The organism is Marinobacter sp. KMM 10035, from assembly GCF_046537445.1.
GTDB classification, from domain to species: domain Bacteria; phylum Pseudomonadota; class Gammaproteobacteria; order Pseudomonadales; family Oleiphilaceae; genus Marinobacter; species Marinobacter sediminicola.
This window is the reverse complement of record NZ_JBBVMG010000002.1, coordinates 382,950-403,780: the sequence shown is the minus strand read 5'-3', so window position 1 is coordinate 403,780 and position 20,831 is coordinate 382,950. Positions and strand designations below refer to the sequence as shown.

General features: G+C 53.4%; 18 protein-coding genes. 8 read left to right on the top strand and 10 right to left on the bottom strand.

Annotation, left to right across the window (positions count from 1 at the left end; genetic code table 11):
* Positions 1 to 33 precede the first annotated feature (33 nt).
* Together AADB16_RS13765 and AADB16_RS13760 are read right to left on the bottom strand one after the other, a co-directional pair.
* The gene (locus tag AADB16_RS13765; RefSeq protein ID WP_410804047.1) at positions 34 to 1,191 is read right to left on the bottom strand and encodes a metallophosphoesterase; all 1,158 of its coding nucleotides are present in this window, start codon (positions 1,189 to 1,191) and stop codon (positions 34 to 36) included.
* A complete protein-coding gene (locus AADB16_RS13760) occupies positions 1,191 to 2,933 on the bottom strand; it encodes an alkaline phosphatase D family protein (RefSeq protein WP_410804045.1) in 1,743 nt (580 codons plus the stop codon). The genes AADB16_RS13765 and AADB16_RS13760 overlap by 1 nt, the downstream gene beginning before the upstream one ends.
* A 343-nt stretch (positions 2,934 to 3,276) precedes the next feature.
* Between AADB16_RS13760 and AADB16_RS13755 the strand changes: the two genes are divergently transcribed.
* The 8 genes from AADB16_RS13755 to AADB16_RS13720 all read left to right on the top strand — a co-directional run bounded on the left by AADB16_RS13755 (position 3,277) and on the right by AADB16_RS13720 (position 13,020).
* Positions 3,277 to 5,985 (top strand): glycosyltransferase, encoded by a 2,709-nt coding sequence (locus AADB16_RS13755; RefSeq protein ID WP_410804043.1) that lies wholly within the window; start codon positions 3,277 to 3,279, stop codon positions 5,983 to 5,985.
* A gap of 13 nt (positions 5,986 to 5,998) precedes the next feature.
* The gene (locus AADB16_RS13750; RefSeq protein WP_410804041.1) at positions 5,999 to 7,105 is read left to right on the top strand and encodes a M14 family zinc carboxypeptidase; all 1,107 of its coding nucleotides are present in this window, start codon (positions 5,999 to 6,001) and stop codon (positions 7,103 to 7,105) included.
* Positions 7,105 to 7,839, top strand: coding sequence for an alpha/beta fold hydrolase (locus AADB16_RS13745; protein ID WP_410804040.1), 735 nt, complete (start codon positions 7,105 to 7,107; stop codon positions 7,837 to 7,839). Before AADB16_RS13750 ends, AADB16_RS13745 begins: the two co-directional genes overlap by 1 nt.
* A 144-nt stretch (positions 7,840 to 7,983) precedes the next feature.
* Positions 7,984 to 8,742, top strand: coding sequence for a GNAT family N-acetyltransferase (locus AADB16_RS13740; RefSeq protein WP_410804038.1), 759 nt, complete (start codon positions 7,984 to 7,986; stop codon positions 8,740 to 8,742).
* Positions 8,739 to 9,575 (top strand): lysophospholipid acyltransferase family protein, encoded by an 837-nt coding sequence (locus AADB16_RS13735; protein ID WP_410804036.1) that lies wholly within the window; start codon positions 8,739 to 8,741, stop codon positions 9,573 to 9,575. Before AADB16_RS13740 ends, AADB16_RS13735 begins: the two co-directional genes overlap by 4 nt.
* Positions 9,576 to 9,652: 77 nt before the next feature.
* Positions 9,653 to 11,266, top strand: a complete 1,614-nt coding sequence (locus AADB16_RS13730) for a methyl-accepting chemotaxis protein (RefSeq protein WP_410804034.1) — start codon at positions 9,653 to 9,655, stop codon at positions 11,264 to 11,266.
* 6 nt (positions 11,267 to 11,272) lie between these two features.
* Positions 11,273 to 12,382, top strand: coding sequence for an EAL domain-containing protein (locus AADB16_RS13725; RefSeq protein WP_410804032.1), 1,110 nt, complete (start codon positions 11,273 to 11,275; stop codon positions 12,380 to 12,382).
* Entirely contained in the window at positions 12,379 to 13,020 is a 642-nt protein-coding gene (locus AADB16_RS13720) for a diguanylate cyclase domain-containing protein (protein ID WP_410804030.1), read from the top strand. Before AADB16_RS13725 ends, AADB16_RS13720 begins: the two co-directional genes overlap by 4 nt.
* Before the next feature lie 252 nt (positions 13,021 to 13,272).
* Here AADB16_RS13720 and AADB16_RS13715 read toward each other — a convergent pair whose 3' ends face one another.
* The 8 genes from AADB16_RS13715 to AADB16_RS13680 form a co-directional block, all read right to left on the bottom strand.
* Complete coding sequence (locus tag AADB16_RS13715) at positions 13,273 to 13,665, bottom strand: hypothetical protein (protein ID WP_410804028.1); 393 nt, start codon at positions 13,663 to 13,665, stop codon at positions 13,273 to 13,275.
* Between the two features lie 103 nt (positions 13,666 to 13,768).
* Positions 13,769 to 14,683 carry an HAD-IIA family hydrolase gene (locus tag AADB16_RS13710; RefSeq protein ID WP_410804026.1) on the bottom strand — a complete coding sequence of 305 codons (915 nt, stop codon included), beginning with the start codon at positions 14,681 to 14,683 and terminating at the stop codon, positions 13,769 to 13,771.
* Positions 14,684 to 14,712: 29 nt separating this feature from the next.
* Positions 14,713 to 15,522 carry a phosphonate ABC transporter, permease protein PhnE gene (phnE, locus tag AADB16_RS13705; RefSeq protein ID WP_410804024.1) on the bottom strand — a complete coding sequence of 270 codons (810 nt, stop codon included), beginning with the start codon at positions 15,520 to 15,522 and terminating at the stop codon, positions 14,713 to 14,715.
* Positions 15,519 to 16,328 carry a phosphonate ABC transporter, permease protein PhnE gene (phnE, locus tag AADB16_RS13700; RefSeq protein ID WP_410804022.1) on the bottom strand — a complete coding sequence of 270 codons (810 nt, stop codon included), beginning with the start codon at positions 16,326 to 16,328 and terminating at the stop codon, positions 15,519 to 15,521. The genes phnE (AADB16_RS13705) and phnE (AADB16_RS13700) overlap by 4 nt, the downstream gene beginning before the upstream one ends.
* The gene (gene phnC / locus AADB16_RS13695; protein WP_410804021.1) at positions 16,325 to 17,203 is read right to left on the bottom strand and encodes a phosphonate ABC transporter ATP-binding protein; all 879 of its coding nucleotides are present in this window, start codon (positions 17,201 to 17,203) and stop codon (positions 16,325 to 16,327) included. Before phnC ends, phnE (AADB16_RS13700) begins: the two co-directional genes overlap by 4 nt.
* Positions 17,204 to 17,239: 36 nt before the next feature.
* Positions 17,240 to 18,184: a phosphate/phosphite/phosphonate ABC transporter substrate-binding protein gene (gene phnD, locus AADB16_RS13690; protein WP_410804019.1), complete on the bottom strand. Its 945-nt coding sequence runs from the start codon at positions 18,182 to 18,184 to the stop codon at positions 17,240 to 17,242.
* Positions 18,185 to 18,377: 193 nt separating this feature from the next.
* Positions 18,378 to 19,634 (bottom strand): glycerophosphodiester phosphodiesterase family protein, encoded by a 1,257-nt coding sequence (locus AADB16_RS13685; protein WP_410804017.1) that lies wholly within the window; start codon positions 19,632 to 19,634, stop codon positions 18,378 to 18,380.
* Between the two features lie 153 nt (positions 19,635 to 19,787).
* Entirely contained in the window at positions 19,788 to 20,822 is a 1,035-nt protein-coding gene (locus AADB16_RS13680) for an AraC family transcriptional regulator ligand-binding domain-containing protein (RefSeq protein ID WP_410804016.1), read from the bottom strand.
* Positions 20,823 to 20,831: the final 9 nt, after the last annotated feature.

The window sequence follows — 20,831 nt, the reverse complement described above, 5'->3', positions numbered from 1 at the left end:
CAACCCTGAGTTTCTCAGCGGGCACAAAGGCCGTCAGGCCAGCTCCGGCTCCGGAGCCAGAACCTCGGTGGTTATCGGTTTTGTGGTTTCCCGAGCGAATCCGACACGGTAATCCCCGGTATCAGGGTCCACAACGTAGAATTCAACCTTCATGGTGGATTTGGTCAGTTCAATCCGGACAAACCCCAGCATTTCTTCCATCTGATAGAACGTGGGGTTCCTCTCAGGTTCTTTCAGGGTGTCGGTTTTGCCGCCGGCTCCTGAAACGATGATGTGTGCACGCCCGAACTCCGGTACCGGCTTGATCCACTGCATTGAATGATCGTGGCCGGTGAACAGCATGTCGACTTTATGGGCGAAGGCGTCTTCCAGAAACGTCTTATATCTCAGCCCATCCGCATCCGGGTTGTTGAATAGAATCCTTGTGCCCTCGTCGAGATTTCCGGCATTGCCATGTTTGCCGTTGGATTTGTAGGGAACGTGAGACATGGCGATCTTCCAGTGAGCTTGTGAGGATTCTACTGTCTCCTTCATCCACATCTGTTGTGGGTAGCCGTAGTTCTGCCAATTGAAATTTTCATCCCTGTCGATGTAAAAGCTCGTCAAGGGGTTGGAGTCCACAACAAATAGCTCCAGGAATGGGGCACCGCTAGTTTGATTTCCAAATATCTCGTTATAGAAGCGGGCCGGCATGTTCCACTTATTGGAGTACCGGTTGGTGCTGTAGTGGTAGTCAACTTGATAATCACCGCGCTTATTGTCGCTGCCACCACCAAAAATTGTGCTGGCGCAGTCGTGGTTTCCGAGGCACATGTAGAACGGCAGATCTAGGTTCTGGTAGGGGTATTCAAAGCTATCCAGGAATCGAGGGTCATCAACCGATGTCACTCCTTCCTCGTAGATGTTGTCTCCGGCGCCGAGTATAAATTGCGCGCCTTGAGCCTTGGCCACCTTTTCCATGGCTGCCGCCACGTGGTATTGCCCTTGTGTGCCTGTCCCTGTGTCCCCCACAACCAAAAACTGAAGTTTCTCGGTTGGCGTACCATCCTGGCCTCCCGGTAACTCGGGGGAGGTGTTACCTCCTCCATTCGTGTTGTTGCTATCACTGCTGCCACCACAGGCGGTCAGTGTCGGGATCGTTGCGGCCCCAACCAGGAAATTTTTCAAAAACTTTCTGCGATCAACGCTCATCAGAGGATCTCCTTGGTCTGTGAGGCGGCGGGTGCGAGGGCCGGGGCGTGCAGCTTAGGTGCGCTGGGAGCATTCGCGCGCTCCACGTGATTGCCGCCGTCTTTCGTCAGGTAGGAGCGGGCGAAGTGCTCCTGGTTGCTTGGCTCAGACACGGTTTCGAGATGGAACCAGTCGGCTTTGCAGCGCTCAGGGGTTACGTCCAGGACCATATAGCCGCGGTGGTAAAGGTCGACCCACTTAAGATGTCGGTTCAGAGGAATCAGGGCGGCGGCCGCAAGGTCTGACAGACCTTTGGTGGGAGCTGCCGGCGAGGTGACTGCGGGTGTGACAAACTCGACCGCCAACGAGCCCTCGCCAGTAAACCGGTTGTAAGACAATAGATTGCCGGGGTCCATAGCAACATCCATGGCCCAAGAACTGTGGATGTCACCGGTAAGTACAACGGCGTTGTTAAGCCCCATGGCTTCCAAGCGTCCTAGCAGGTTTTTCCGGCTGACTTCATACCCATCCCACTGGTCGTAGTTGAGCTGGGCACCGCCGCCAATATGCCAGTTGGGATTGTCTGGCAGTGTTCCTAGCGTGAGGGGAGAGAGCATGACTTGTTGACCGATTACGTGCCAACTAGCGCCCCGGCTGTGGGAAGTTTGGAGTTGGTTAAATAGCCATTTTTCCTGTTCATGGCCAAGAAGTTGTCTGTCAGGATCTCGGGCTTGTGATGGTATGGATACCTGTTCACTGCGTCCGATCAGGCGGGTGTCCAGCATCATCAGCGAGAGTAGTTGCCCGAACTCGAAGTGGCGATAGATGCGGATCTCGTTGTCGGGGTCCACGCGACGAATAGGCATCCATTCGAAGTAGGCTTTGACCGCCGCTCTTTTGCGTTCCAGATAGTCGCCTTCACCCTTTTCTGGGTTATGGTTCTCGGCGCCGCCTTGCCATGAGTCGTTAGTGATCTCGTGGTCGTCCCAGACGCAAATAAACGGGTGTTGCCTGTGGCACTCCTGCAGATCTCCGTCAGTGCGATAACACGCGTAGCGACGACGATAGTCCTCAAGAGAGACAATCTCGTGGGGTGGGTCGATCGGTCGCTCTTCTGTCAGGTTCTTGTCGGAGTACTCACCTTGAGCGTACTCGTAGATGTAGTCGCCCAAATGGATGACCGCGTCAAGGTCTGGGCGATAGGCGACTCTTCGGTAGGCATTAAAGTAGCCGTAAGGGTAGTTGGAGCAGGAAACGACAGCCAGTCGCAGGTGATCCATCTGCTCACTGGGTGCCGGCGTGGTTCGAGTGCGGCCCACCGTCGACAGTTGCCCTAGCGACTCGAAACGGTAGTAATAGGTCGTTCCTGCCCGTGGAAGGTGGGCGTCAATTTTTACCGTGTAATCCGAGCTGGATCGGGCGTAGCCGATTCCTTCATAAACCAGTGCACTGAAGTCGGGCGTTTCCGAGACTTCCGCAATAACAGGGATCTCATCCAGGCCTTCTGCTGTAATCCGAGTCCAGAGAATGACCTGATAGGCCAGAGGGTCACCACTGGCAACGCCATGAATAAATGGGGTTGGGCCGTTGTAGTCAGGCATGTGGTCTCGAATGTTGTCCAGGGTATTGCCTGGAGGCTGGCTGGTGTTATTCGATGCGTTGGTGTCCGGGATGGATCCGCTTGATCCGCCACCACACGCAGACAGCAACCCGAGCGAGAGCCCTGCTGCGCTTGCCTGAGTGATAAAGTCTCTTCGTTTCATGGAGTGTCTCCCCCTTGGAGTCAATGCAGCGGGGCACTCTATAGTCAGATTGTTAACGCGTGGTTACCGTTTTAATACGGAACCCCTGAATGAGTTGGGTTAGCAATCGAAAAGGTCTAGAGCTAGCGATCAAGCAGTTCAAGGCTTGGTTTGTCATGCATCTGTAGGAATGCTGACACATGGGCTTCATGTGGTTCCGTTATGTTTAGGTTGCGGCTGCAAAGCGAAGCCTTCTGCTTCAGATCACCAATTTGCATTCCATTCTTACAGTGCCATACACCCGGGCGAGAGGAGTCAGTCAGGCAACGGGGCGGGATCAACACTCAAGCGAGGTGGATTAAGTATGTCAGTTCGATTGCATGGCAGCGGCGAGCCCGGTTTTCGTCGGGGTCTGAGAAACGAATTTGATAGCTTCATGGCGCATCAGGCACAGCGCTTCGATTCCGAGAATTGCCTGCGCATCGATTTTCACTGCCACGACCATAATAGCGACGTGCCCGATGAACTCTGGGGCCGGATATTGCGGCTGCCGGAAACGTGGCTGAAAACCAAAAAACTGGTGAAGGTTCTGAAGCAGAACGGCTGCTCTGTGATTACGGTTACTAATCACAATAATGCCCGAACGTGTTGGGAGCTTCAGGACAAAGGCGTTGATGTTTTGGTTGGGTGCGAATTTACCTGTTTCTTCCCGGAGTACGACTTATTCGTTCACGTGCTCGCCTATGGTTTTACCCGGGAACAGGAATCGGTTCTCAATGAGAAGCGCCAGAATATTTATGAGTTCCTTCGCTATGCAGCTCTTTATGACATACCGGTGATTTTGCCGCACCCGCTTTATCTGTATAGCCGTAATGACCGGATTGATTTGTGCTTGTTCGAAAAGCTCGCTGTTATGTTCTGGCGCTTCGAGGTGCTGAATGGTCAGCGGGATTTGTGGCAGAGCGTTTTGACCCTGAACTGGGCGCAGAGCCTGACACCGGATCGCATTCGCATGTATGCACGTAAGCACAACTTGAACCCAGCCGAGTTCGGTGTAGACCCTGATCTGCCGAAAGTGTTAACGGGCGGCTCCGACGATCACTCCGGTCTTTTTGCCGGGCTTTGCGGCTCGCAGCTTTACGTGCCAGATCTTCAAAAACGCCTTAAAACCGAAGCAGCCTCAGATCTTGCCTTGGAAGCACTGCGCAATGGTCAGGTTGCGCCGTTTGGAACGGTCGGCGAGAACCAGAAACTCAACATTGCTCTGCTGGACTATTTTTCCCAAGTAGCGACTAAGCTCAAGGATCCTGGGTTGTTACGCATCCTGCTTCATCGGGGGTCAACGTGGGACAAGGCGGGCTGTTTTATCTCTGCCAACCTGTTTCTGGAAATGCAAAAGCACAAGAAAACCATGAAATTCTTCTCATTTATTCACGACGCGCTCCAGGGCAAAAAGCCCGCGCGCTTCTTGAGGTGGCAGGCGGCGAAAGATTTTAAATTCTGCGTAGCCCAACTGGAGAAGATTGCCGATGCCAAGCGCAACCGACCTGAAGAGTTCGTTGATACCGTAAATGACAGCATCGGCGAGCTGTTCAACCATCTGAACAGGCTCATCGCAACGCGGATTCACAAAGCGCTGGATAAGCATCAGGGGCTCAGTTTAAAGGAAATCTCCACTGAAGAGCTCACCCGCCAACTTGAGATTCCGAGTCAACTAACATCCTTGTTTCTAGGTGATGGTAAACGCCAGGACAATATGAGTAACGTTAACCTGGCCGAGGCGTTGGATAGCCTGTCTTTCCCAATGCTGGTCAGCATCGTATTGGCAGGGTCGACTTTGGTCTCCACTCGTGTGCTTTATCAGAACCGCGACCTCCTGAACCGGTTTGCCCGGGAACTTGGTAAAAATGAGCATTCCCGGCGAGCACTGCATCTCACTGATACTCTGTTCGACAAGAACGGAGTATCGACTTCGCTGAGCGGTAAACTGAAGGAAATCAAGCGCACGAACCTCCCGATCGATTATCTGATCTGCCACCCGCTAGCAGTGCCTGAGCCGCATCTGCATGTCGTGCAGCCTATTGCTGATATTGACCTGCGCCCCTTTGGTGAGCAATCCCTGCAGGTTCCGGATGTAATGGAAATTGCTCGAATTTTCTATGAAGGGGGCTACGATCGTATTGTCTGTTCTACTGAAGGGCCGATGGCACTTGTTGGCCTGTTCCTGCAACAGATGTTCAATGTGCCCAGCTACTTTTTCATGCACACGGACTGGGTCGACTTCATTGCTCACACCACCAGCCTGAACCAATACGAACGAGACCGGATTCGTCGCCTGATGCGTGCGCTTTATAGCCGGTTTGACGGCATCTTTGTGCTTAATCGTGAACACAAGGAATGGCTGACCGGCTATGAAATGCAGATGCCGGCAGAAAAAGTGTTCCTCACCGCCCATCACACTTCCCCGCGAGACCTTACAGTTCAACCAGTGCACAAGTCGGACTTGATTCCCGGCGCGAATGATAAAACGCCTGTGCTGCTTATTGCGTGTCGGCTGAGTCGTGAGAAAGGCATCTTTGATCTGCCGGAGATTGTATCGGAAGCGCGCTTACTGGTGCCGCATCTCAAAATCGTGATTGCCGGGTCCGGTCCTGCCAGCGCAGAGCTGCAAAGAGCAATGCCTGATGCGATCTTTATGGGCTGGCAAACCCGAGAGCAACTGGCGTCGCTTTATCTGGGATTGGATCTGTTTGTATTTCCCTCACGCTTCGATACGTTCGGCAATGTTGTGCTTGAGGCTTTGGCCCATGGTATGCCAGCAGTGGCCTATAGCTGCAAAGGGCCAAAAGACGTCATTGAGCACGAACAGAGTGGATACCTGGTTGAAGATATCGACGGCATGGTGGCGGCGATCGCGGATTTCTTCAACGAGCCGGAAGTTCGGGCTGGTATGGCTGAAAATGCCCGCAAACGAGCAGGCCGATTCCTGGCGGAGCCTATCATGAGGCAGTTTCTTTCGGATCTGGGGCTTGAATATCCAGAACGGGCATACGCTCAAGCCTCGGTGGCCTAGATAAGGTGAAGCCATGACTGAACTTTGCGACCTCACCCACGTCAAGGTGGTGCCGGAACAACAGAGCCAGCGTGATGGACAGCAGCGGCAGCAGTTGCGCCGACGATTACCTGAACTTATTGAGTTGGAGCGTATCCTCGCTGAATCACCGGAGCAGTTTTCAGTTCGGGTGAGTGCGAGCATTCCGGTGGACTCGTTTGAGCTGCCAATTTACCGTGTCGATATCGGCGATGCGCCAGCGGACCGTCCTGCATTGCTGTTACTGGGTGGCGTGCACGGGTTGGAACGCATTGGCACCCAGGTGGTTATGGCCTGGCTGGAAAACCTGGCCAACAGGCTGCGCTGGGATGAGCATCTGGCTGAACTTCTGCAGCAGGTACGGTTGGTGGTTGTGCCCATGCTCAATCCCGGCGGTATGTATCTGAGCCGACGCAGCAATCCTGCTGGTGTGGACCTTATGCGTAATGCGCCCATTTCGGCCCAGAGCCCGAGTACCTTTTTGGTGGGCGGGCAGCGACTATCACCGTTGCTACCATGGTACAGAGGCAAGCTCGACCAGGGGATGGAGCCTGAGAACCTGGCTTTGCAGAGTATTATCGAAGAGGTGTTGCCCGGCCGGCCATTCAGCGTGTCGCTCGATTGCCACTCAGGCTTCGGCTGGCGTGACCAGATCTGGTTTCCCTACGCCTACCGGCGCCGTCCAATGCGTAACATCTCGTCTGTTATGGCGCTGAAGCTGCTTTGGGAACAAGCCTACCCCCATCACGACTATCAGTTCGAGCCGCAATCGGAGCATTACGTTACCCATGGTGATTTGTGGGACTACTTTTATAAACGCCATAATCGTGAGGCTAGCGCCCCTTGGCTTCCGCTGACGCTTGAGATGGGCTCGTGGCGCTGGTTGCGTAAGCGTCCCCGCCAGTTGTTCAGTCGGGAAGGGCTGTTCAATCCTCTGGTGACTCATCGTCATCACCGGGTTCTTCGCAGCCATATGCTGTTGTTTGATTTCCTGCTCAACGCAAGCGCGAATTACGACAGCTGGCTGCCCACCCCTTCTGAAGGTGAGTGGCTGCGGGCTGCTGCCAGAACGCATTGGTACAGCAAGGGCGAGAATCTGTAATGGATTGGTTGTTAATCCGAGGGTTGGCAAGGGAAAGTGCTCATTGGGGTGACTGGCCCGAGCAGCTTCGACGGGCACGCCCGGAGGATAGATTCCATACAGTTGACCTACCTGGCACCGGGCTAGCTCGGGATTTTCGCTCGCCCACCTCCATTGCGGAGGCTCGCCAGTTCGCTGATCGGGCGACTCGCCGGCTGCCACGTCCGCTAGGGCTGATTGGACTGTCTCTCGGAGGTATGGTGGCGCTGGATTGGGCGCTCAATCGGCCTGAAGATTGCGCGAGTCTGGTGCTGATTTCCTCCAGCTCCAGACTTTGCTCTCCTTGGCGGCGAATGCGCCCCACTCAATGGGTGCCTGTTATGCGTATGCTGACACAAGCCGACAGTGATGCGCGGGAACGCGCCATTCTGGCCCTTACGAGTAATCGCCCCATTCGTGGTGAGGTTGCACAGCAATGGCAGGCGATTCAGCGTGAGCGCCCGGTGCGGAGGGGCGACGTAATTCGCCAACTCTATGCAGCCTCCCGTTATAAACCACCACAAAAGCTTCCAGGCATGCCAACCCTTGTGTTGGCCAGCTATCGCGATCGCCTGACAGATTGGCGTTGCAGTCGGGATCTGGCTAAGTCGCTTGGGTGCCCCTTGGAGCTGCACTCTGGTGCTGGGCATGACCTGCCACTGGATGACTCCTCGTGGCTGATCGAGCAATTGAATACTTACTTTCCAGTCGATTAATCCGTTCAGGCGGGCACTGACTGAACTGTCATCGCTTCATCGTAAATTCTTCATCTGGTTGTAAAACTCAGGCTTCAATCTCGGTGTATATCGGCCTGCTGTAGGTCAGCGGTCTGCGAATCCGCCAGAGGAAGGGGTTAGAGAATGCAAGATCAGTCCAGAGTATCCAGTAGCAGCCGAAAGCTTACCTCCGGTATAGCAACGGAGCCGGCCCAGATTGTTGCGGCCCAGCAGCTAAGGTATGAGGTATTCACCAGCGAATATGACGCAGATATAGAGACGGATACCGGCATTGACGAGGACCGCTTTGACCCTTGGTGCGAACATTTCGTGGTAATGAACCAAAAGGGCGAGGTGGTGGCAACCACGCGGCTTCTGCACGGTGAGGTAGCCGCAAAAATTGGTGGTTTCTATTCGGAAGATGAATTCGATCTCGATCGCCTGAAACAGAATTCCGGCGTGTTTGCGGAGCTTGGCCGAACCTGTATTCGCAGTGATTTCCGCTCGGGGGCGGCGTTAAGTATGCTGTGGTCAGAGGTGGCACAGTATCTGGTTCAGCAAGGCATCGACTACCTGCTGGGCTGCGCCAGCATCAGTATGCTCGACGGCGGTCACAAGGCCTGGCGAATCACCCAGCAAGTTCAACAGGAATACCTTGCCGCAGAGGAATTCCGAGTCACGCCTAAGCGCACCTTGCCCCACCTTGCCAACCAGTGCACACAAACAGACAAAGTTGTGATTCCACCGCTGATCCGCAGTTATATGCGTTTGGGTGCCGAGGTGTGTGGTGATCCCTGCTGGGACCCTGCTTTCCGTTGTGCAGATCTGCTGGTGCTGTTGAGGGTGGATAACCTGGCTGCCCGTTATGTGCGGCGCTACAACCTGGAGGCCAGGATCGCTTGAGCAAACTGGAGCGGATTGTCGAGAGTATTCGGTTCTTCAGCCGCCTCAGTGCGTTTTTAGTCTTTTTGTTGCTCAGTATGGCAACCCTTGTATCGGTTCGAATCTTTGAATTTTGTAGCAGGCAACGAATCGATCGAGCCATGCTGGTGAAGGGTTACTCGGTTGTTTTGTGCCGCCTGCTGGGCATGCGCATCCAGACTCATGGCTTGGCGATGGAGGGCCCGGCATTGCGTGTGTGCAATCATGTTTCTTGGACCGATATCCCCATTCTGGCCGCGGGCCTTCCTTTACGATTTCTAGCCAAGCGCGAGGTGGCTTCCTGGCCTCTCATTGGCTGGATTGCACGTGAAGTCGGTACGATTTTTGTGCAGAGGGGGGCGGGGGATTCCGCTAAGGTACGACAAAAGCTGGTCTCTTCTTTGGAAGGCGAGAGTTCAGTCATGGTGTTTCCCGAAGGAACGACAACCACCGGTGAAAGCGTGAAACGGTTTCACCCGCACATGCTCGGGGCAGCAATCGAGGCCCAGTGCCCGGTGCAGGCGATAACGATTGCTTACCACCGGGATGGGCAACCCGACTGGTTGGTGCCTTTCACGGGTGATGATGATTTTGTTGCGCACCTATGCCGCTTGTTGAAAAAGCCTGCGGTGCGAGTGGATGTTTTGTTCCACCCAACGCTGGCAGTTTCTGCCAGTGGCAGTCCCGCCGCCTTAGCCCAACTACTTCACCAGCAAGTCAGTGAAGGGCTAGTGATATTGTGCGAAAAAAAGGGCGCATCCGATTGCCAAAGTTCACTCCATGACAGTAACGAAAGTGGTACCGAACTCGGTTAGGTTAAGGTGTTTTGTAGCAAAACTGTCATCATTGCGGTCTAGGCTCGTCATGAACATTTTGAGAGGCAGTTCACGTTATGAGTCTTACCGTCCGTCAGCGATTGCTGGTGTTTTCCGGATTTTGTTTGATTGCGCTTTCTGGTCTGGCATGGCTTTCGGTGTCAGTGGTGGGAGAAGCCCAGGAGGCAACAGATAGCCTTGTACGGGAGCAAATGTCGGATGTTTGGCTGCTGACGGATCTTGATCGTAGCCACCGTCAATTCAAAGACCTGGCATACAAGATAAAAGCTCAGCTTTTGTTGTGGAATGAGATCAACGAACAGTTTGAGGAAGCTTCCGCCGCAATAAAAACGCAATGGCAGTCCGCGCTTGAGAACCCTCGCTTGCAGAACTGGGCAAATGAGAACATGGGGGCGCATCAGGTGGTTTTGGATCTTCTTGTAGCGCTGAAAGAACCCATTGATCAAGCGAGCTACTATTCCGCCGGGAAAGTTGTCGATTTTCAGTTGCATCAGGCGCTTGATCCCATGCTTGCAGAAATTGATGCCCAACGCTCGGTGGGCCGTCAGCAGGCTCATGCAGGGTCAGTATCCCTGATCGCATTCCTCGAACAGAAACAATACTTGTTGCTCGCAGGCTCGCTCTTCGTATTGCTGGGAGCCTTGCTTCTGACCTATTGGCTCCGCCGGACTGTGACTACCAGGCTTCAGTTGATCGCTGAACGCCTCAGGATTATGGAGGCGACATCGGATCTTTCCACACCACTGCCGATTTCAGGACGCGATGAAGTAACGGCCGTTGCATTGGCAATCAATGGATTGATTGCCAAGTTCACTGTGTTTGTAAAAGAGGTCACCGACGCCGCTACTGCCTTGCAGCAGCGTTCTGCCAATCTGGATGCACAGGCTGACGCAGTTCAGGCTTCATCACAGCAAAACAACCGGCAGATCCATGATGTAGTTTCATCAATGGGTGCCATTACTGAAAGCGCCAGCCAGATTGAAGGGTCGGCACAGTTTTCCCGCGCGCAGGTTACTGGTGCCGTCAAAGGCAATGATGATGTTCAGATTAAGTTGCGTGAGAGTGAGCAGGCCGCTGAACATGCGGTCGAGGTAATCAATCGTGTGGCGGAAGCAATTGAGGCGCTTCGAGGATCCAGCGAAAAAATTGAACAGGTCATCAGCGTGATTGCTGACATTGCCGAACAGACGAACTTGCTGGCTTTGAACGCAGCCATCGAAGCGGCTCGCGCTGGCGAGCAGGGGAGGGGCTTCGCTGTTGTTGCAGACGAAGTGCGAAACCTGTCTCGCCGAACAGGCGAATCTACCAGCCAGGTGCGTCAGTGGGTTGGTGAGTTGGTTGCTCAGGTTGATGGCGCTCATGGGCTACTTGGTGATACCCGGGAGGCGGGCAATTCCAATCGGGAAACGCTGGCATCGCTTAAAACTCATCTTGTGGCGCTCAACAAAACCTTTGACGACCTGAATCATTTTTCAAATGAGGTCGACGAAGCGATTGATGTTCAGCGTGATGAGATTGGCCGTGTGGGGCGGCGTGCGACTGCGCTGGGAGAAAGCGCTGAGTCACTCGAGCGACATATTGGCAGCACAAAGACGGTTAGTGAGCAACTACGTGAACAGTCCGAATCACTAAGAGCCCTGATTGCTCGTTTCCAGATCCACGGAGCCTAAGCCAGCATGACTTTGAACGGTCAGACCCAAGAGTTGCAGAGAATTATTGATCAGCAGCTAATCTCCACGTTGTTCCAACCAATTGTGGACTGCCAGGAAAAAAGTGTTCTTGGTTACGAGGTGCTTAGCCGGGGCCCATCTGATAGCCCACTTCACGCAGCGCCCGCATTGTTCCAAGCAGGAGAGCAGTGCGACCAGGTTATTAGTTTGGAGCGAGCTTGCTTGAAACAAGCAGGGCACACATGTAATCGATACGGCGTCAGTCGCCTGGTTTTCGTGAATGTGTCGCCAGAACTGCTGTTACCGAATTCCTTTCCGGAGGATAGTTTACATGCTCTTCTAACAATGAATGACCTTAAGCCGGATCAGATCGTTATAGAGTTGTCTGAGCGTTATCCGGTCGACGATTCAGCGGTGCTCAAAGCCCGGCTCATTGCGCTGAAGAAGCGCGGATTCCGAGTTGCGATAGACGATTTGGGGACGGGCTATTCAGGGCTAAAGCGTTGGTCTGAGATTCAGCCGGACTTTGTCAAAATTGATCGGCACTTCATTCGCGACGTTGACCGGGACTTGGTAAAGAAGGAGTTTGTTCGGTCGGTAATCAACCTTTGCGAACGCTTGGGATGCCGGCTGATTGCAGAAGGCGTTGAAACTCTAGCGGAACTGACATTACTTCGATCAATGGGTATTCATCTTATCCAAGGATTCTTGTTGGGGCGCCCCAACCCCTTTCCTGCAGCTGATTTGTCTGCACTGGGTGACTCAATACCCGTAAGCGGAGATCCTATCGCCGCCGGTGCTGGGTATTTGGGGCGCTATATCGCCCCCCTCTCGCCAAATACGTCGCTTGGACATGCCTGGCAAATTCTGCAGTCGTCGCCATCAATATTTGCTTTGCCCGTAGTGGAAAACGATAGGCCTCTCGGTTTGCTCCATAAGTGGCGCGTAATGGAGGTTTTTAGCTCTACCTATGGGCGCTCGCTCAATGAGGCTAAGCCGGTAGATAGTTTGACAGCTCGTGACGCGCTTGTAGTAGAGCATGATGAGCCTCTAGAGGGCGTCAGTCAGTCGCTTTTGGAGGATGATCTTTACTATCTCAAGCAAAATTTATTGTGACCAGAAATGGTCGATACATGGGCTTGGGTTCAACGCGTTCTCTACTTCGCATGATGACCTGGCGTTGGGTTGAGCAGGCCAAGCATGCCAATCCCCTTAGCCAATTGCCTGGGAATGTTCTTATTCAACAGGAAGCCATGCGCAGGCTTCAGAAAAACGAAGTTTTTGCCTGCATTTACTTCGACATTGACCATTTCAAGCCATTCAATGATGTGATGGGGTATGGCGAGGGCGATGAGGTTATTCTCTCGCTTGCACGACAGTTATGCGCGGTTTTTGATGGAGATACAGACTGGGTTGGTCACATTGGTGGGGATGATTTTGTGGTGTATAGCGGTAAACTTGAACCCCAAAAGCGCTGCGAGCAAGTGCAAAATCTTTTTAAGTCGGAGGCCCTGTCGCGGTACCCAGCAGCAATGCGCAAGGCCCGCTCAATGACTGCAGAAGATCGTGATGGCCAGCTAAAACGCTTTCCGCTTGTTGCCCTCTCGGCAGGCATCGTAATAGCAGAGAGTCGGTCATTTGGATCTGCTGCAGATTTGGCTGCTAACGCAGCGGACGCCAAGGCTAAAGCAAAGAAGTCTGCCGGCGGAATTCACATTGTCAGAAGTGAGCGTGTTGCGGAAGCGGAATTCTAGATGGTTTTGCCTGGAAAAATTGTGAGCTCATAAAAAAAGCGCTAGACCGCTTGGAAATCCAGTGGCATAGCGCTTTTTTTCGGCTTGTGATTCACCCGAACCACACTTAAGTCGAGTGGCTTGGGCAACATCCGGCCTTTTAGCTTCTGGAGCAAACCTTACTTAGTGAAGCTCTCAAGCTATTGGGCAATGACTTAGAATTTGAAGCGCATACCTGCAAGGAAACCCATGTCAGTGTTGTCCTTGTCTGTGTCAGCAATTTCTGCGAAAACGCTGACATTTTTCTGAGCCGGTGGTGCTTGTCACGTCAACGGTGGCAGCTACGTTGAACAGGGTTGTATCTTTATTTGTGTTGCCATCATCGGTAACACTGTAATCTGCCCCAAGCCCGAACTTACCAAAATCATAGCTAGCCCCGGTATAAATGTTTTCTCTCGCAAAACTAAACATCAACCCAAAGCCTTCCTGAAAACGATACTGGCAAGAATTTTTACTAGTAAGGTTCTCTGTAGCAGCCAACCTGATAGCTACCTCAAGCTTTGTAGTTCCAACTGTCAAAGCACTTGTTTCAAAGCAATTGGGTATTTGTGACGTTTCGAAGGCGGAAGGCTTGATCTCATACTCACTCGGACGATAGGCAATCAAAGGAGAATCAGTGCCAGGCATGGCGTGGAAGGTTGAGGGGCTAAGGGTAGTTTGATGATTGTTTCAGGGGCGGTTATTGCCCGGAGGGGGAGTAAAACGGTTCTCAAATTTCAGGCCCAATAAAATCTGGAACTATCTCCGATGCTGCTATACAGGCATTCACATCCAGACCTTTAAGCGCACCATGGGCAGTTACGAGCATTGTGCTTATCCCTGAATTGCGACCCCCGAGGATATCTGTGTGCAAGGTATCCCCCACCATCAGCAATCTGGAAGTTGGAATTGGAGACAGCCTGCTTTTGGCTGCGTCAAAGGCATTGTTGAAGGGTTTTCCGAAAAACACCGTGTCGACGCCGGTGGCGTCCATGAGGTGGTGGGCATAGTACCCCGGTTCCAGAGACAGGCCGTTCTCACGGGGAGCCACCAGATCGGGGTTCGCCACCCAGACCGGCCGAGGCCGGAGGAGAAGGCTGTGGACCAGGCCTTGCTGCAGCTCTCGGGTCCATCCCTGGGCGCTTAACATCAAAATGGCATCGGCGTTATCGAGTCTTTCTCGATTGGGTTTTGCCTTTAGATCGCCAATGACAAAGCCGTGGCAGGGCAGTTGGTCGGCGTGCGCCGATGTAGGCGCCATAATGGCCCAAGTTCGTCGTGGCTCGGATGGCAGGGCATCGCTCACCAGCATGCGACTGGAAATCAGTTGGTCTGATGTAATTGGAAAGCCGAGGTTGCGGTATTTCCGCACCAGCTCCTGTTGGGGAGCCGAGGCGGCATTGGAAAGGACTAAACAGTGCTTGCCCTTCGACTGCAGATCCTGGAACCGCGCGACTGCTGTAGGTAAGGCATTATTGCCTGCATTGAGCACACCGAAGGCATCGAAAATAAAGCCGTCGAAACGATCGCTAATAGCCTCCAGAGATGGCACTTGTTGTGGTGTGACAGATTCTGAAACCAGCTCTGGAAGCCGAAAGCGAATGCGCTGATAAGCCTCAAAGGCCCAACGCGGTGAAGGTGTCATAGGCTATTCCTGCTGGCAATAGTGCCACTTTAGAGCACCGCCTGCCGAACTTTTGCAGACACCCATTCGGAAACAACCACTGTCGCCAGTATAACGAGAAATATTACCGTTACCTGGTTCCAGGCTAAGGTGCTCAGGGATGACTGGAGTTGCAGGCCCAGGCCACCGGCACCTACCAACCCGAGAATGGTAGATTCGCGAATGTTGATGTCCCAGCGGAACACTGAAATGCCCCAGAATGCCGGCAGAACCTGCGGGATAATTGCATAGTCAATCACCTGGGTTCCAGAGGCACCTGTTGCGCGCACTGCTTCCACCTGGCTTTCATCGATCTCTTCGATGGCCTCGTACAGCAACTTGGCGACGAAGCCGATGGAGCGCAGACCGATCGCGATAATGCCAGCCAACAGTCCCGGGCCGATAATTGCCACCAACAGCAAGGCCCAAATAAGCGAGTTGATCGAGCGTGAGGTCACGATGATCAGCAACGCCAGCGGGCGCACAAAATGGCGACTCGGGGTTGTGTTCTCAGCGGCCAGGAAGGCAACGGGTATCGCAATGATCACTCCGATCAGCGTACCAAGGGTTGCGATGTTCAGCGTATCCCAGAGCGGCTGCCAGAGTTGATTGAGATAGCCCCAGCGCGGTGGGAGCATGCGGCCACCGATATCGGAAGCCTGTCGGGGTGCGTCTGCTACAAAAGCCCAAATGGTGTCTTCCGTCATCAGGTTCCAGCAGAACACTGTCAAAGCCACTAGCCAGAACCAGCCAGCCCATCGCAGTATGTACTGTTTAGGGGTGCGGAACTGCCATGTCTTCGTGTTTGTACTGGCAATCATTGGGCCCACCGCCGAATGTAGGATGATGAGTATTCCACCACTAATACAATAGCGATGATGATGATCAGGATGGCGCCAGCCGAATCGTATTCGTATCGATCAATAGCGGTATTGAGAGTAGCCCCAACTCCACCGGCACCGACGATTCCGATGACCGATGACTCCCGGAAATTTATGTCTAACCGATACAAGGAGAGGCCGATCAGCCGTGGCATAACCTGAGACTGGACGGCATAGTTAATCACTTGCCACCAATCTGCGCCGGTCGCGCGAATGGCTTCTATTTGGGCGCTGTCGCAGTCTTCTATGTCTTCCGCAAGCAGCTTGGAGAGGAATCCAATTGAGGCAAATGTCAGAGTAAGGAACCCGGCAAAGGGCCCGAATCCGAACATGGCGACCAGCAGAATCGCAATGATAATTTCCTGGAATGAGCGGGACAGCGTAATAATGCTCCGACAGATCGTATACACCGGCAACGGTGCCAGATTGCGTGCGGCGCCAAGACCGATCGGCACCGAGATCAATACACCGGCCACGGTGGAGGTAAGAGTCATGGTCAGGCTTTCGATCAGCCCGGCCTGGATGTCCCGCCAGCGGGAGTTGAAATCCGGCGATAGAAACCCTTGAATGAACTTCCAGCCGCGCTCAAGACCTTCATAAACCCGAAACCAATTGACCTCCACTGAGCTGATCGCCAGAACCAGGTAGATCGCACTCCCTAACAAAATGGTCCAGCGCCATCGTGGGTCTTTCAGTAGTACCGGAGGCCGCTTCCAGGTCCTCAAAGAGGTGATTGCGCCAGTCATGTTAGCTCCAGCACTTTGGCGCTGCTGAACAGAAACTCGTCGTTTTGTGACTCACTGCTCTGTTGGACCTGGTCCCAATCCTCTGCGCCATAAATGCGGGTCAGTGCCTCATGGGACAAGGCTGATGGTGGGCCGTCAAATACTACTTGGCCAGCCCGCAACCCGATGATTCGATCGGCGAAGTTTTGCGCCAGCACCACATCGTGAATGTTGATGATGGCTGGTAAGTTTCTCTCCCGGCAGACGCCTTGAATCAGGCGCATGATCTGGCGGGAGGTTTTTGGGTCGAGAGACGCGGTGGGCTCGTCGGCCAACAGAAGTTCCGGGTTTTGCTCCAGCGCCCGGGCGATACCTACTCGTTGGCGCTGACCGCCAGAAAGTTCATCTGCCCGTTTGTTGTAGTGATCACCCAGGCCGACCCGCTCCAGCAAGCTGAAGGCCTGATCTATGTCGGTCTGCGGGTACCGACGCAGGAAAGACCGCCAGCTGGAGACATAACCCAGACGGCCCGATAGCACGTTCTCCATCACTGTAAGGCGTTCAACCAGCGCATATTCCTGAAAAATCATACCGATACGCCGGCGAGCTTGGCGTAAAGCCCGGCCGCTGAGCTTGGTTAGTTCTGTTTCGCCGAGGTAAATGCTGCCGGAGCTGGGTTCAACCAGACGGTTGATACACCGGATCAGGCTCGACTTGCCGGCGCCAGAGGGGCCAATAAGGCCTACAACCTGGCCTGCAGGCACCGAGAAGCTGATGTCGGTCAGTGCCCGGTCGCCGGTTTTGTAGGTTTTTGATAAGGATTTCAGTTCAAGCACAGTTTTTTTGCCATTGCTGATATTTATATGAGTCAGCGGGTTGAGCACATCTCGCGACATGCTCAACCCGCTGAAGGCGGTTTGGGGACTGAGTCTTTAGCGGCAGTTATAAACTACGCCGTTGGCATCATCGATCTTACGAATAACTTCCCAGTGCTCCTGAAACGTAATCGGGATGAACTGGGCCTCACCCGACTTTGAGAACTCTTCTTCCAAAGAAGTGCCTTCCCATTCAAAGGAAAAAAATGCCTGCTGGATTTTGTCCTGCAGCTCTGGCGTCAGGTTGTGAGCAACGCCATATCCTGTGGTCGGGAAGGTCTGAGACTTGTACAGAGACACGATCTGATCTTCGTTGACAACGCCCCGGTTCAGCATCCGCGCCATCACGGAGTTAGCGACAGCGGCGGCGTCATAGTCTTTGTTGGCAACGCCAAGGACAGAGTTGTCGTGCTTGCCGGAAAATACCGGGGTGAAATCCCTGTTTGGCTCAAGATCATAATCGGCTTTCAGGATTGCAGACGGCGCTTTGAAGCCCGAGTTCGAGGTTTCGGAAGTGAAGGCCAGTTCGCGACCTTTCAGTTCCTCAACCTCGGTAATTCCAGAATCGGGGTGGGTAATGATTTCCATCTCGTAGCCGAATGAGCCATCAGCGGACGCCATAATGGTGAAAGGGCGGAAGCCGCCACAGGCAACGGCTATCGGGTTGGAACCGGTATTGAAACCGGCAATATGGAGGCGACCGGCGCGCATGGCTTCAATTTGCGCAGCGTTGGATTGAACCGGGAAGAACTGGACTTTTTTGCCGGTTTTCTCAGACAGATGGTCCAGAAAATCGGACCAAGCCTCAGCGTAAACTGAGGGGTCTTCTACCGGGGTGTAAGCAAAAATCAGAGTGGAAGGATCGATCTGCTCAGACTTGGCAGGAATGTCGGCAATCAGATCGCCGTCATTGTCGCTGTATCGGGAGTCCAGTTTGAATGCGCCCTGGGCGAGCATAGGGGTCATTAGAGCAGCACATGTAAGAGACATTAACTTTTTCATATTTGCATCCTCAGGTTATGAATCTTCGACGGCCAGATCCTAACCAAGGATTGTTATGGTTACGTGACAAGACCAAAATGTTGGGGTTGTCACGTAAGCAGGGGCTTGAAGGTGGGCCCAGAGAAAAAAGCCAGCGGATGATGTCATCCGCTGGCTTTGGTATTGCAATTATGAACGTTCGACTACGCTGCTACTACAGGCCCATGCAGTTAGCATAATGGGTTGTCGTTGCAGGCCAGTCTGAAAAAATCCCGATAACACCCACGTCTTGAGCCAATACATCAATCACTTTATAAATGTCGCCATCATTGTTAATGGCATCGTTGATGGTTTGGTAATACCAGCCCCCACCTTCAGCGAGTGGGCCGCTGCGCTCCAGTGACCAACCAATCAAATCCAGGCCGGCAGCCTTGGCATTGAGTGCGTATTCGGACGGAACAATCTCCTGGTGGCTGTTAAGAGTGAGCATTTTCCAGATGGCAGGTGCCAGAATGGGAACACCTTTTTGGGTGAGGCTTTCCATATACGCCATGGATACGTTATCCGGGTCGTTACTTTTCTCATCCAGGAATACGGCTTGGCGGCCAAACTCAGGCATTTGATTAACCCAGAAAACGACATCGTCCAACAGGAACGATTGCGGCCATACATCCTCGGGCTTCACGCCAGCGGCGATGTATTCGTTAATCATCTGTCGGGCATAATCCTCTTGGGTGTAATCACCCTCGAAAGGCATATCAACCACCGGCGTTTTCAGTTCAGGTGTGAACTTAAGACCCAGCTCCTTAATCAGTTCGATGCTTTCGCGGTGGCTTAACAGGGTGCCTTCTGTGGCATAAAGATCCGTTCGCCAATTAGCAGTACCGCCCAGGTACTCCTCGGGCGTGGTGGCGTTCTCGTCAAAGGCATCCATTTTACCCCGGAGCGATTTGAACTCTGCCAGCGTGATATCGCTGGTGCGACACTCGGCCTCAGCCTTTGTGCCAGCGCCTGGATTAGCAGGCACAAAAGGCTTGGTGCATTTTGCGTTCAGCTCCGGCACGGCTACGATGTTGGTGGTGGTGTGCAGGTCGTTCTGTGCGTGACGGCAAACTAATTGCCGATCCTTGGTAAAGGCAACGTCGCACTCAATGATTCCCGCTCCCATTTTGGCCGCTGCGACATAGGATTCGCGGGTATGTTCAGGAAGCTGCAAGGGCGCACCCCGGTGGGCAATGGAGAAGTTGCTTGAGGCTGGAGGCAAAGACTCACAAGCCTGCAGCGCATTCTTCAGTTCACCGTCATCCATGTCGTTAACCAGAAAGTAAGGTCTGGGCCCAAGCTGAATCAGCGGTTGGCTTGTTTCCGCAGGTGTTACTTCGGGCGCGTTCGAGTTGTTGTCGTTGTCGTTGCAGCCGGATACCAGAGTGAGAGCCCCTATAGCCAGGGGCAATACGAATAATATCTTCATAACAGAGTCCTTCTGTTGAATCTTTTGGGCTTGCCCCGGCACCGCTTTGGTTCGCGAAAATGGGGCGGCTAATGAATCTCAGGCTTTACAGGCGCTAATATTGCCCGCACTTGATGAACGCCTGATGACAGTCTGCTCCCGCCCTCATTAGTTTCAGCCACCCCCACCCCGATTCACTTCCTGCCACTTTTTAGGAGACATGCCACTGCCCCTTAAAAAGAAGTGGTTAAACGAACTCTGCTCCCGGAACCCCAACAGCTGGCTGATCTGCAGAATGCTTAAATTTGAATACGTTAGATAATCCTGCGCATGGTGTAAGCGAACATCGGCCAACAGCTGTTGATAGCTTGTTCCCTGGTGCTTTAGCTGTCGCTGCAAGCTGCGCTCGCTCTGTCCGAGAATGGCGGAAATCTGGGGGAGCTTCGGACTGTTCAGCAGATTCTTTCCAATGTGATTTTTTACCTGATCAACAACTTGCCCTGCAGCGGAGTCGGCAACGGAAGGACGGGCGATGTTTATTAAAGGCCAGGCCAGTACGTCTGCGGCGATCGTAATGCTGTTATCGTTCTGGCTGAAACGGCACTGGGCTCTAAATCCTTGCTGGTACTCTGCTTCGTGATAATCGACCGGCCTCGAGTGAACAAAGCACACCTCCATTACGGGTATCAATCGCCCCGTCAGTTGTTCCGCCAGATGAATTATTCCCGCGAGTACACTTTCGCAAACTAACCGGGCGGCCTTGTGCTGTTGGAAGTGAGCCCTCCAGATTAGCCGTATGTTCCCGCCGACTGATTCTATGCGAGAGGTCCCCAACCGGTGCACTAGCCGCTCAAGAGTCATCACCTGATGTAATGCGTGGCCCAGTGTCAGAGATTTTGCGCGTAAATTGGCCAGAGCTTCGCCCAGCACATCAAAGTTTTCCAGGCCTGCGCTTTGACCTGCCTTTATGCCGAGCAGGGGATCATGAAGAAGGTCACTTGCACTGAGAAATAGCCGGAAGTAGTCCTCTACGGCGATTATTTCCGGAGGATTGATCATCCACAAGTCATTCACAGCCGCGGCATCAGAAAGAGGAGAGAGGCGTCCGCCTTGTTGTAGGTAAGCGACGAGAATTGGCTGAATGTACGCGCCAACCACAAAGTTGAGTGGGTGGTCTCGCGAAGTATCCCGCTTTGGTTTGCTGATCAATCTTGCCGC